A 13,233-nucleotide genomic window follows, 5' to 3' on the forward strand; every position below is an offset into this window, starting at 1 on the left:
TTGGCAGACTACTCTGCTAATTCAGTAAAATTAAGGTGGGGTTTGCCGACAATGTAAGCGCGGCGAAATACGGCAAAGTATTCGGCCAACGCTACTGCAGCGGCGGTGTCATTCGCCAGTTTTAATACTTCTATAGCGACCTCGGCAGTGCATAGTTGATGCAAATGGGCCGCTTCGCGCAGCTGATAACTTGAGCCTTGCTCTGGCTGAATACCCAGCACGGGTAAGTTTGCCAGATAAGTGCTTTTAAACATTTTTTTGGCTTCGCGCCAGGTGCCGTCCAGCATAATAAACAGCGGTATTTTGCCGTTTTGCACTGTGCCAAGTTCAAGCGGGCTGTTGATACAACGCTGCGCTTCAGCGTATTGCTGCGGAAATACCACTATCGGCGCATAACGCGCATCGGCCAGCAATGCCAGCATAGCTGCATCGGGTCGGGTTCTGTCCCAGACATAGGCATGATTGTCGGCGATAACATCGGCAATAATGCGGCCGGTGTTGCTGGGTTTATAGCACTCGCCGGTGTACATAATAAAACAAAAGGCACTGTTACTGCTGACGCCGGGTTTGCTGGCGCAGATGCAGTCGGTGGCCGGTAGCAGGCACTGCTGACAGCGTTTCACTTTGCTGCCGCGGGCGTTAAACACCCTTGTGGCTTTTGCCAGCTCCTGGGCGCGGAGCCTGAGGACAGAATTAATATGCGACATGCAGGTTCCAACAGCATCTGAACGGCAACGGGCGGCTATTGTAGCCGCTTTTATGCTACACTGCGCGCTGATTTTTCTGCCGGAATACACAGTGTCGATAGCCCGCCAAGCCTCTGAAATTACCCTGCCTGCTGTTAATGACGGCTGGCATACGGTGCTGCAGTTTCTGTGCAGCCAGTTTCCGTTTATCAGCGAGGCTATCTGGCGTCAGCGTATTGCGGCAGGCAAAGTGCACTGGTTTAACGGCGCGGCTATTAGCGCAGATACACCTTTTATGCCAAGCAAACGGCTGTGCTACTACCGTGAAGTAACAGCCGAGCCTGTGATCCCATTTGCGCACCAAATTGTCTATCAGGACGAGCATATACTGGTGGCCGACAAGCCGCATTTTTTGCCGGTAACGCCAGGCGGTGAATACGTTAATGAGTGCTTACTGGCGCGCTTAAAGCGCGACACCGGCTTAAGCGACATTGCACCGCTGCACCGGCTGGACCGTGATACCGCCGGCCTGGTGTTGTTTTCTGTTAATGCCCAAAGCCGGGCGGCTTATTACCAGCTGTTTAGTGAGGGCACTATCAATAAGCAATATCAGGCAGTGGCCCGGTTAACACAGCAGGCTGCCACAGCTGCGTTACCACAGCACTGGCATATTGCAAACCGGATTGAGAAAAGCACACCGCGTTTTATTAACGCCATAGTGGCCGGTGAGGCAAATGCGCAATCAACTATCAGCCTGGTGGCGAAAAGCGGCGAACTCGGGCTGTTTGAACTGACACCGCACAGCGGCAAAACCCATCAGCTACGCTTGCATATGCTCAGTTTGGCGATGCCGATTTTGCATGATAATTATTACCCTGAACTTAAACCGAAGCAGGCGCCGCAGTTTGAAAAGCCGCTGCAATTACTGGCAAAACAGTTAAGTTTTACTGATCCGCTAACACAGCAACCGCAACAATTCAGCAGTAAGCAGCAGCTGTCGGCATGGCCGGGTTAACCTTTCGCATGCTGCTGTAACAGCTTATCCAGCTGATTGGCAAAGGCCTGGCGATCGCTTTGGTTTAGCGGTGGCGGGCCGCCGGTATGCACGCCGCTGCCACGCAGGGTGTCCATAAAATCACGCATCGTCAGTTTTTGTTTAATGGTGTCGTTACTGTACAGCTCGCCGCGCGGGTTTAGCGCATAGCCGCCCTTGGCCAACACGTCGGCTGCCAGCGGAATATCGGCGGTGACAACTAAATCACCGGCTTCACAGCGGCGTACTATTTCGTTGTCGGCTTCATCAAAGCCGCTGGATACGGTAATGGCCGAGATAAACTTTGAAGGCGGTACCCGGATCGGCTGATTCGCCACCAACAGCGTTTCGATCTGTTTGCGCTCTGCGGCGCGAAAGATAATGTCTTTAATCACCACGGGGCAAGCATCAGCGTCGACGTATATTTTCATCAATCAGGATTTTCCGTTTAGCAGCGGTTGCAGGCGCGGCAGTATAGCAGTTGGCAGCAGGCCGCGCTCGCCCTGTATGGCTGCCAACTGGTCTGCCGCAGTCCCATGCAGGTAACCGCCCAGTGCAGCCGCGTTAAAGCTGTTTAAGCCTTGTGCCAGCAGCGCGGCAATAATGCCGGACAACACATCGCCCATACCCCCGATGGCCATGCCGGGGTTGCCGCAATCAAGCCGGGCCAGCTGCTGTGGCCCGGCAATCAGGCTGGCATGGCCCTTTAGCAGTACAGTGCCGCCAAAGCGCTGCTGCAGTTGCTGTACAGCAGCGACTCTGTCGTGTTGAATATCAGCGCTGCTGCAACCGAGCAAACGTGCGGCTTCGCCCGGGTGTGGTGTCAGCAGCCAGTTGTCGCGTTTTAATTGCTGTTGCTCTGCCTGTGTTAGTGCTGCCAGATAATTCAGCGCATCGGCGTCCAGTAACAGCGGCTTGTCAGATGCCAATGCCTGAGCCAGTAAAGCGGTGCCCCAGCTGTACAGGCCCAGCCCCGGGCCAGCCAGCAGCACGCTGGCGCGCGTCAGCATGTCGCTGAAATGCTGGTGGCTTACCATCACTTCCGGCTGGCGGCTCAGCATAGCGCTGACATGCTCCGGCCGGGTGAACAGGCTAACTAAACCAGCGCCGCAGTGCACTGCGCTTTGTGCCGCCATTATGGCCGCGCCGCCGTAGCCGTGGTCGCCACCGAGCACCAGTACATGGCCAAAGTCGCCTTTATGCGCCTGTGGCGATCTGGCGGGCAACAGGCGTGTTAGCCACTGTGCTGAAACCGGCTGAATAGTGCTTGCGCTCATCATTAACTGTCCTGTGTAGCGACGTTATAGTACTAAAGTTAGTGCGCTTCGTTACTGCTGTCATCCTGATAATAGTGATAAAACCGCATGCTGTCGGGGTAGGGAAAAATATCTTCTACCACGCCATTGCGGATATTTTGTTGTTTCTGCCGCCAGTAAGCGGCATCAAGCAGTTCAGGGTGTTTGCTAAACAACAGCTCGCGGATTTGCGGCTGCGGCGTAACAAAGGTGGCCATCTGCTCGGGGAATACATCACCCGGCGCAGCGCACACAGTGCCTTCGGCAAACAGTGCATCTTCGTAGTTATCGGTTTTCGGAAAGCTTCGGAAATTCACATCCAGCATATACTGCACTTCGTCGTAGTCGTAAAACACCACGCGTTTATGCCGTGTTACGCCAAAGTTTTTCAGCAGCATATCACCCGGGAAAATATTGGCGGCCAGCATCTGTTTAATCGCCTGGCCGTAGTCGTCCATAATATGGCTTTTCTCCGCCAACGAGGCAGTTTCCAGATAGATATTCAGCGGGATCATCCGCCGTTCAATATACAGGTGCTTAATCACCACCAGCTCATCTTCAAAGCTAAGTGAGTCGCCAATAACCTGCTGTAATTCTTCGAGTAACTCAACAGAAAAACGGTTTTTCGGTAAGGCGACATAAGAGTATTCCAGCGTATCGGCCATACGGCCAACGCGGTCATGTTTTTTTACCAGCAGGTAGCGCGCTTTTACCGTGTCGCGGCCAAATTCTTTGCTGGGCGCAAACTTGTCGCGAATAACCTTAAACACATAAGGGAAAGAGGGCAGGGTAAATACCATCATTACCATGCCGCGAATACCCGGCGCGGCAACAAATTGATCATTGCTTTTGTCCAGGTGGCTTAACAGCTCGCGGTAAAACTCGGTTTTGCCCTGTTTATGTAAGCCGATGCTGGCATACAGCTCGGCCAGGGTTTTATGCGGCAGCAGCTCGCGTAAAAAATGCACCAGCGCCGAGGGTACCTGGCTGGCCACCATAAAATAAGCACGCGAGAAGCCGAAAATAATCGTCATCTGCTTGGCGTCTGTTACCAGAGTATCGATATACAAGCCGGCGCCTTCGCGGTGCAGCAGCGGAATAATGAACGGCTGCTGGCCATCCGGCGTTACCGCGCGGCCAACAATATAAGCGGCTTTATTGCGGTAAAACACTGACCTTAAAATATCAAAACGAATTTGGTACACCGGATGGCGGCCATGGCTGGACTGCGCCATAAAGCTTTTTACAATCAGACGGATATCCCGGTCGAGGTTAATAAAGGGGGTAATAAAACCAAAGCCGGAGACAATATTACGGATAGTTTGTTTTAAGCCATCCTGGGCCGGAAAGTAGCTGTCGTACACCGATGCCACCGGCGCCGGTAAATGCTGTTTGCTTAGCGTCGACTCAACAAAAATATTCTTATTATGAAAATACTTACGCTCAAATAACTGGCAAAACACTGAGTTATAAAAGGTTTCTGCCAGCTCTGCCTGAGGGTGAAACGCCAGAAACTCCATATAGTGCTGCTTTACCTGCTGCCACAGTGTTTCATTTAAGCACTGGGTTGGCAACTCAGTGGCCAGATGGGCAATGGCTTCGGTAACACGCTGATCGTAAAACGAAATGCGATCTGAACTGTCCTGCTGAAAGGCGCGCCAGTCGGCCAGCTCAAAACGTTGTTTCGCTTTGGCCGTAATGGCCTGAAATAAACTAAAGTGGCGGCGAAAGCCTTTTAAGATAATTTCAGCAATTTGTTTCGCCTGACTCATATAGCGGCCTGCGGTTAAGGGAGGCTGTTGCCTGATTAACGTACTTTAATCAGGAAACTATTGAATTACCAGTAACATTGCCGGTAACGCTGTTACCGGCAATGTTACACACTGCTTATTCCTGCTGGCTCAGGTTGGTGTCAGCGGCTGCCTGGGGTTGTACGCTATCGCCATAGTCAAATACTACTGCCAGCACTAAAACCACCGAGGCTGCCAGCATCAGCTTTAACAGCAGCGGCGCACAAAAGCGGAACCAGTGGCCGTAAGGAATACCGGCAATACCGATAATGCCCATTAGTACGGCATTGGTGGGGATGAGCATATTGGAGAAACCATCACCAAACTGATACGCCAGTACCGCTACCTGACGCGGAATGTCGAGTAAGTCGCTCAGCGGCACCATTAACGGCATAGTGACATAGGCCTGGCCACTGCCGGAGGGAATAAAGAAATTCAGCAGGGTTTGAATAATCAGCATACCCACAGCCGCCGCTTCAGCGCCAACATAAGACAACGGCAGCGACATACCATGCACCAGCGAGTGTAAAATCTGGCCATCTTCCATAATCAGTGAAATACCGCGCGCCACGCCAATCAGCATCGCTGTGGTGGTCAGTTCCATAGCGCCATCGATAAACTTTTGCGCGGTAGTATCAGCAGAAATACGGCCAACCACTGCAGTAAACAGGCCCCAGGCAACAAAGCAGGCGCTTAGTTCATACAGGTACCAGCCATGCACCCGGATGCCATAGGCCACCACCGCTATGGTACCGACAAAGCTGGCTAAAATCAGTTTATGGTTTAACGCCAGTTGCGGGTAAGTGCTGGTTTGTTTATCACCCAGCGGGCAGGGTAAATCGGCTACCATGGAGCTGGCCGGATCGGCCAGTACTTTTTTGGCATAGCTCCAGACATGGTGAAAGCCAATCAGCACAAAGGGAATAAAAATCGCCAGGCGCAGTTCAATGCCAGACAGTACCGGCACTTCAGCAATTTGCTGGGCAATAATCACCGTAAAAGGGTTAATAGCCGATACACCATAGCCAATACCATAACCGGCCACTGTCATGCCCACAGCTGTCATCGCATCCAGCCGCATGGCTTTACACAGCGCGACTAAAATCAGCACAAAGGGAATATATTCACCGGCGGTACCAATAGCGCTGGACGCCATAGCAAAGCAGAACACCACCATAAAGATCAGCATATGCGGCTTTTCACCAAAGCGGGTTAGCAAGCGGCCGATCAGCGCATCTACCGTGCCGGTAGCGCGGGCGATAGACAATACGCCACCGAGAATCATCACAAAGAAAATCACATCCTGAGCGCTGGCAAAAGCGCGCGGTATGGCCGTTAACAGCTGCCACGGGCTTAAATACTGGCGCTCTTCTACTAAGGCAAAGGTGCCGGGCACCACTGCCGATCGGCCATTGGCCAGGGTTTGGGTTTCAAAAAAGCCTTGCGGTACTATCCAGGTGGCAATCATTGCCAGCACCATCATGCTAAACAATAAGGTAAGGGTGTGCGGCACTTTAAATCTTGCCATAGATTATGCTCCCCATAAGTTTCCCTTGGTCTGAAAAGACGCGCTTTGCGCGATATTGTTATGTTTAAAAACCGGGGGAGTCTACCCTAACAAGGGCTGCATCACAAACCTGCCACAGGCCAAAAGGCTTACACACAGCTGCAGCAGCGCTGGCATAGGCAACGGCTGCGCTTTGGCAGACAAAAAAGCCAGGGTGTCACCGCCTGGCTTTTTATGGTGTAACTTATGGCTGGCAGGTTACTCGTCGTCTTCCACCATCGTCATTAGCGAGGTGTTACCACCCGAGGCGGTGGTATCAATACTGATGGTTTTTTCCGTTATCAGCCGTTTGATCAGGGTGTCGTAATACTCGGCGCTGATCACCGGCAAAATAGCGCCCTCGCGCTTGGCCAACTGCTGGCTGAAATACCCCAAACGCGACGAGCGTGCAGCAACAACCGCACCGGCCAAATGCGGATGAGCCAGAATAGCCTGCAACTGGTTAGATTTCGCCACCTGAAACACGCCTTTGGCAACACCTGTGGCGATAAACTTTTCTCTGAACGTCTGTGCTTCTTCATAAAACAGCTCGGACGCTACCGTAATGACAGTATTGCCCGCAGCCAGTGCGGTAATAATAGACAGGGTCCAGAAGTTAAACGAGGTGCTCTTATCGGCATAACACACCACGCAGCCACGTGGTTCATAACGCAGCGTATTCGATTCACCGGTAGGCCCGGGTAATTCGATGGCTTTGCGCATATGTTTTTCCAGCCGGTTTAGCTGCGCGCGGGCATCGGCCAGAGTAGAGCCTAAATCGTCAGCCAGCTCGTCAATAATGTCAACGGTGGCTATTTTGGCCAACAATTGCCGTACTGCGGAAATACGATCATTTAATGCGGTTGAACGCCAGATTTTTTCATCGCGCAGCGAGTTTTCCATCAGTTGCTGCACCTGCGCTTCAGCGTCGGGTGCATGGTGTAAATCCAGCTCGTCGGGTGATAGGTTCGTCATTTGTATATTGTCCGGCGAGGCCTTTTCTTTTACCAGCCGCACTAAGTAGTTCGGGCCGCCTGCTTTGGGGCCGGTGCCTGACAAGCCACGGCCGCCAAAGGGCTGAGAGCCGACAATGGCACCAATCATATTGCGGTTAACATACACATTGCCCGCGCGTGACATTTTAGCCAGATAATCGCAGCGCTCTTCAATCCGTGAATGAATACCCATGGTCAGGCCAAAACCGGTACCGTTGATCTGATCGATAACTTTATCCAGATCTTTCGCTTTAAAGCGGACAATATGTACGCAAGGGCCAAATACTTCGCGCTTTAACACAGACAAATCTTTAATTTCATATAAACGCGGAGCAAAGAAGTAAGCTCCGTTGCTGTCGTTATCCGGAATATCGCACTGGTAGTGCAGTGTGGCCTTATCCTGCAGATACTCGACATGCTGCTGCAGATTTTTCAGTGCTTTTGCATCAATAACCGGGCCAACATCAGTGCTAAGCAGTGCCGGATCGCCAACATGCAGCTCTTTTAAAGCGCCCTTTAGCATGGTAATAATGTTGTCGGCCACGTCTTCCTGAATAAACAGCACCCGCAGTGCCGAGCAGCGCTGGCCTGCACTTTGAAAGCCCGAGCTGATGACATCGTCAACCACCTGTTCCGGCAGCGCTGTCGAGTCGACAATCATACAGTTCTGGCCACCGGTTTCGGCTATCAGTGGCACCTGAATATCACTGCGTCCGGCCAGTGTTTGTGCAATAAGGTTGCCGGTATCGGTAGAACCGGTAAACATCACTGCCTGAATGCGGCTGTCCGGCACTATGGTTTTACCTACATCACTGCCGCGGGCAAGCACAGCCTGCACCACATGCTCAGGCAAGCCAACGGTGTGCATCAGCTCAATGGTACGCAGCGCAATCAGGCTGGTTTGTTCGGCAGGTTTGGCGATAACGGTATTACCGGTAACAATAGCGGCGGCTACCTGGCCCAGGAAAATTGCCAGCGGGAAGTTCCACGGGCTGATACATAAAATTACCCCGCGTGGTTCAAAGCGCTCATCTTTGGCCAGCTCTTCTGCCCGTGCGGCGTAATAGCGGCAAAAGTCGACCGCTTCACGCACTTCGTCGATACCATCCTGCGCCACTTTACCGGCTTCTTTAATACAGATGGCCACCAGCTCGTCGTTGTGGCGCTCTAAAATATCGGCTATCCGGCGCAGTAAGTTGGCCCGCTGTGTAATAGGCACTTGTGACCAACTGCTAAATGCCTTATCGGCGTTCGTTAGCAACTGCTGCATTTGTTCAGTACTGTGCAGGCTAACATGGCCTATTATTTCCCGGTGATTGGCCGGGTTTATTACCGCTAACACACCTGTTGGCAGAGTGTCGGCAGTGATTCTGTGCTCATTAAACCATTTGTCTAAATTCGCTTTAAACGGCATCAGGGCATTAACATCAGTTAAATCCAGCCCGCGGGAATTTTCCCGTTCGGCGCCGTATAAATCTAGCGGCATTTTTATCTGGCTGTTGTATTTGTTGCGCAGGCCCTGCAGGGTTTCTACCGGATCGGGCAGCAATGCTTCTACCGGTTGGGTGGTATCAACAATAGCATTGACAAAAGACGAATTAGCGCCGTTTTCCAGCAAACGCCGCACTAAGTAAGCCAGCAGGTTTTCATGCTCGCCAACCGGGGCATACACCCGGCACTGAATTTTCTCTTCAGTAACGATCTGGTCGAACAATGATTCGCCCATGCCGTGCAAACGCTGAAACTCAAAGCCAGTGTTGTTGCCTTTGGCCACCTCTAAAATGGTGGCGGCGGTGTAAGCATTGTGGGTGGCAAATTGCGGATATAACACATCGCGTGCTTCCAGTAATTTAATCGCACAGGCTTTGTAAGATACGTCGGTAGAGGCCTTGCGGGTAAATACCGGAAAGTGTTCCAGGCCATCTTGCTGGGTGGTTTTAATTTCAGTATCCCAGTAGGCACCTTTTACCAGCCGCACCATCATTTTGCGGTTAACTTTGCGGGCTAATTCAGCCAGCCATTCAATCACAAAAATGGCCCGTTTCTGATATGCCTGTACTGCCAGGCCAAAGCCTGTCCAGTCGCCCAGGTCTTCATCGCTGAACACGGCTGCAATAATATCCAGCGAAATATCTAAGCGATCGGCTTCTTCGGCATCCACGGTAAAGCCAATATCGTAGTTTTTGGCTAACAGCACCAGGGCTTTGAGCTTAGGTAGCAATTCGGCCATAACCCGTTCGCGGTGGCTAAACTCGTAGCGCGGATGGATAGCCGACAACTTAACGGAAATTCCGGGGCTTTTAATCGGGCCGCGGCCGTTGGCAGCTTTGCCAATAGCATGAATGGCGGTTAAATAGCTTTGGTAGTAACGCTCGGCATCGGCCATAGTGCGGGCACCTTCGCCCAGCATATCGTAGGAATACACATAACCTTTTTTCTCGGTGTCTGCCGCACGCTCTATCGCTTCATCAATGTCGCGCCCCATCACAAACTGTTTGCCCATAATTTTCATGGCAAAGTTAACCGACTTGCGGATCACCGGCTCGCCCAGGCGGCCAAGCGTTTTTTTCAGAATACCAAACTGATGCGCTTTGTTTTGATCCGAGTAGTTCACCATTTTACCGGTAACTAACAAGCCCCATGACGACGCATTAACAAACAACGAGTCGCTGCTGCCCAAATGTGCGCTCCAGTCGCCTTTGGCCAGTTTGTCGCGAATAAGCGCTTCCTGGGTGCTTTTATCCGGCACCCGCAATAATGCTTCAGCCAGGCACATCAGCACTACGCCTTCTTCGCTCGACAGGGAGAATTCATTTAATAATGCATCAATACCACCCTGGCCGTCCTGCTCTTTGCGAATAGTAAGTACAATTTGTCTGGCACGCTCCCAGGCACGGCTGCGGGCTTTAACGCCCACTTCTGCCAGGGGTAATAAATGGTCAATAACAGTATTTTCGTCGATGCGGTAATAATTACGGATCTTTTGTCGCAGCGGGCAAGCGGTGGTTAAATCTGCATCAAATAACATAAATCAGCCTATAGCTCGGCGCTGCGCCATGGTGCTGGCAACGCCCGGTTAACATTAATCTACTATGCGCATACTAATGAAAATATGGCAAAATAGGCTAGTGTATTTTGGCTAAAAAACCATAATTCACATGGTTTATGTGTATTTTTACAGTATAAAGTTCGGTATTTTTTCAATATTGCCGATTTTTGTTATAAGTTGGCCTTTTGAGTGGGCATTAAAACATCGCCCGGTTTAGCTTTTTATCCGCAGTACCAGGGTATCAGCCAGTTTGTCCTGAATGGCCTGGCGGTTTGGGTCCCAGTAGATTTGTAAAAAGCCCAGTAAGCCGGTGGCAAAGCCGGCGCTATAACCGCCCTGGCGGCCAAAGGCGCCCCACAGGGAGATGGGTTTGTTGTCCAGTTGCACTACGCGAATACCGCATAGCTTTTTGCCAATAGTCTGGCCATTATTCCAGGCAATAAACAGCGTAAAATAGCCGATAGCCCAGCCAAAACCGATACCTAAATCAGCTAAAATACCTTGCACCCATTTCAGTACACTGTGATCCGATTCCTGCAGCCTTTGCCACAGCGAAGCGCCGGTAATCGAAGCTGCCGGCTCGGGCGAGCTGGTGCTGCCTTGTACTGTCGCGCTCATTTGTTCCACAGTCGCGCCAACTTTGAGGCTGGTAATCGCTTCTGTCATCACTGAAGCTTTTTCGCTGGCAGACAGCTGGCTGATATCCAGCAAATCGCTGAGCATTTCTTCCCGCTCGGCAATGCTCAGTTGGGTTTTTTGCAGTTGTTGTATCACCGCCTGTAGCTGTGCTTGTGCACAGCTTGCATCGCAGTCAGCCTGGCTTAAGCGCAGGGCATTCGCCGATACGGCGGTGCTGTCTGTAATACGTTTAATAGTGGTGTCTGAGGGCAGCGATGCAGTCCAGTTATTGCTGGTAAACAGCACCAGTGCCGTACAGGCCAGAATAGCCACCTGTCCGGTTTTACCTACCTGCCAGCGCGACCACGCCAGATAAGCCAGCATAGGCAACAGAAAAATCAGGCTGCCGGAAGTAAGGGCGGCAATAAAAAAACCGTCAATCAGTATCGCCACACCACGGCGCGCGGGCCTGGCCAATGGCTGGCCAATTAACTCCGGTGCTACGGCAAATACATGTGGCGTAACCACACCCCGAACCTGGCGATCAGTCAGTTGCTGGCCGCTGCTGTCAACAAAGGTGTCGGGCGCCACTTCAGAAATCACGGCGTTGTCGGCAGGGGGGAGTGTGCTCATGGTTTAGGTGGCTCTAACTGGCTGATTAAAATTACTTTAAACACAGCGCGCTACTAATGCAATGCACAATGTACAAACTTTGGCCATTCAGGGCTTTGCCCTTTTACTTATCTATGTAAAGCGCATATTAAATCAAACACATGATTGCAGCCAAATCCATTGCTGAGCAGTAATGCCAAGGCGCTCAGCAAAGGCCATATAGTCGTCGCACAGGTCTTTGTCTGGTGTTTTGCTACGCGCCAGTAACCAGGCGAAATCTGTTGACGGGCCTACAACCAAAACAATGCTGTAGTCAGCGCTAAGTTTAGCCACATTGTAACCACCGTAAAACGGGCCAAAAAACGACACCTTAAGCGCGCCGGTATCGCTGTCGCCAACAAAGTACGCCTTGCCCTCTGCCTGTTGCCATTCGTTATCCTCGCTATTAAAACCGCGGTTAATCACTTTAACACCGCCATCATCGCGCAAGGAGTAGTTAGCCGTTACGTCAGTTAAACCACGCTCAAAGCGGTGGTCCAGCCTGGCAATTTCATGCCACTGCCCCAAATAGCGGTTAAGTTCAAATGGTGTTACCGGCGTAACACCATCCGGCACGCCGGTACAGCTTTGCAGGCTAAGGCAGCTGCCGAGCAACAGGGCAATACTAAGCAGAGTTTTCATAAAAATCCTTCAAACAAAAAGGGAAGATACCGATACTACGTGCTTGCGCGCGTATTGTATCTGTGTGCCCGGTTATTAATTGCTGTAATGGCTTGTAACAATAAAGCTGTAGGTAATAACGTTTTGATGGCGCAGGATAAAGCCTATTTTTGCCGCTAGCATAATTGCAGCTTGTTAACACCTTACTGAAAAGGCCCGCTATGACTTCCTGTTTTGATCGCTCGCCGCAGCGTTATGTGCGTTTTGCCGGGGTTTGTTACCTGGCCATTATTTGTTTGGGCCTGTTTGCTGAGCTGGCGGTGCGCGGCTCGCTGGTAGTGTCTGCTGATGCGGCGGCAACGGCGCAGTACATCGCCGGTGCGCCGTCATTGTGGAGCTTTGGCATAGTGGCAGATCTTTGCATGCAACTGTTGGATATTCCGGTTATCGTGCTGTTTTATCTGCTGTTTAAACGTGTTAATGCCGGGCTGAATTTAACGGCCACCTTTTTCAATCTGATCCAGACCGCCGTATTAGTCGCGAACAAGCTTACACTGCTGGTGCCTCTGCTACTATTGGGCGGCGCGGCTTATCTCAGTGCGTTTTCCCAACCGCAACTGGATGCGCTGTCGTATGTCGCTATCCGGTTGCATAGCTATGGTTTTGCTATCGGCCTGCTGTTTTTTGCGCTGGCCTGTATTATCCGTGGTTATCTTATTATGAAATCGGCTTATTTCCCGCGTCTGCTGGGCGCTATGCTCGGCCTGGCCGGTGTCTGTTATTTGCTAAACAGCCTGGCGTTGCTGCTGGCAGATGACTTAGCCGCGCTGTTGTTTCCCTGGATCATGTTGCCGGTATTGCTGGCCGAGCTGTCGTTAAGCTTATGGATGATAATTAAAGGCGTAAATATGCAGCAATGGCAGCAAAGTTGTGAGAATTAATTAAGCAG

General features: G+C 51.5%; 10 protein-coding genes. 2 read left to right on the forward strand and 8 right to left on the reverse strand.

Features of this window, described 5'->3' with window-relative positions; genetic code table 11:
- Positions 1-8 precede the first annotated feature (8 nt).
- Positions 9-707: a tRNA-uridine aminocarboxypropyltransferase gene (locus AR688_RS03985; RefSeq protein ID WP_068229437.1), complete on the reverse strand. Its 699-nt coding sequence runs from the start codon at positions 705-707 to the stop codon at positions 9-11.
- Here AR688_RS03985 and AR688_RS03990 point away from each other — a divergent pair.
- On the forward strand, positions 706-1,701 hold the full coding sequence (locus AR688_RS03990; RefSeq protein WP_231731942.1) for a pseudouridine synthase: 996 nt from the start codon (positions 706-708) through the stop codon (positions 1,699-1,701). The genes AR688_RS03985 and AR688_RS03990 overlap by 2 nt on opposite strands.
- On the opposite strand, the gene AR688_RS03995 is transcribed toward AR688_RS03990, so the two are convergent.
- From AR688_RS03995 to AR688_RS04025, 7 genes are all read right to left on the reverse strand, one after another.
- Positions 1,698-2,150 (reverse strand): YaiI/YqxD family protein, encoded by a 453-nt coding sequence (locus tag AR688_RS03995; protein ID WP_068229440.1) that lies wholly within the window; start codon positions 2,148-2,150, stop codon positions 1,698-1,700. The genes AR688_RS03990 and AR688_RS03995 overlap by 4 nt on opposite strands.
- Before the next feature lie 3 nt (positions 2,151-2,153).
- Positions 2,154-2,999 (reverse strand): NAD(P)H-hydrate dehydratase, encoded by an 846-nt coding sequence (locus AR688_RS04000; RefSeq protein WP_082694669.1) that lies wholly within the window; start codon positions 2,997-2,999, stop codon positions 2,154-2,156.
- Between the two features lie 35 nt (positions 3,000-3,034).
- Complete coding sequence (gene aceK / locus AR688_RS04005; protein ID WP_068229446.1) at positions 3,035-4,786, reverse strand: bifunctional isocitrate dehydrogenase kinase/phosphatase; 1,752 nt, start codon at positions 4,784-4,786, stop codon at positions 3,035-3,037.
- 115 nt (positions 4,787-4,901) lie between these two features.
- Complete coding sequence (locus AR688_RS04010; protein ID WP_068229449.1) at positions 4,902-6,332, reverse strand: YfcC family protein; 1,431 nt, start codon at positions 6,330-6,332, stop codon at positions 4,902-4,904.
- A 237-nt stretch (positions 6,333-6,569) separates the two neighbouring features.
- Complete coding sequence (gene putA / locus AR688_RS04015) at positions 6,570-10,373, reverse strand: bifunctional proline dehydrogenase/L-glutamate gamma-semialdehyde dehydrogenase PutA (protein WP_068229453.1); 3,804 nt, start codon at positions 10,371-10,373, stop codon at positions 6,570-6,572.
- A gap of 234 nt (positions 10,374-10,607) precedes the next feature.
- On the reverse strand, positions 10,608-11,645 hold the full coding sequence (locus tag AR688_RS04020) for an RDD family protein (protein WP_068229455.1): 1,038 nt from the start codon (positions 11,643-11,645) through the stop codon (positions 10,608-10,610).
- A 132-nt stretch (positions 11,646-11,777) separates the two neighbouring features.
- Positions 11,778-12,305, reverse strand: coding sequence for a lipocalin family protein (locus tag AR688_RS04025; RefSeq protein WP_082694670.1), 528 nt, complete (start codon positions 12,303-12,305; stop codon positions 11,778-11,780).
- 200 nt (positions 12,306-12,505) lie between these two features.
- On the opposite strand from AR688_RS04025, the gene AR688_RS04030 reads away from it, so the two are divergent.
- The gene (locus tag AR688_RS04030; protein ID WP_068231171.1) at positions 12,506-13,225 is read left to right on the forward strand and encodes a DUF4386 domain-containing protein; all 720 of its coding nucleotides are present in this window, start codon (positions 12,506-12,508) and stop codon (positions 13,223-13,225) included.
- The last annotated feature ends 8 nt before the right edge of the window (positions 13,226-13,233 follow it).

This window comes from Rheinheimera sp. EpRS3 (assembly GCF_001513785.1).
Classification (GTDB): domain Bacteria; phylum Pseudomonadota; class Gammaproteobacteria; order Enterobacterales; family Alteromonadaceae; genus Alishewanella.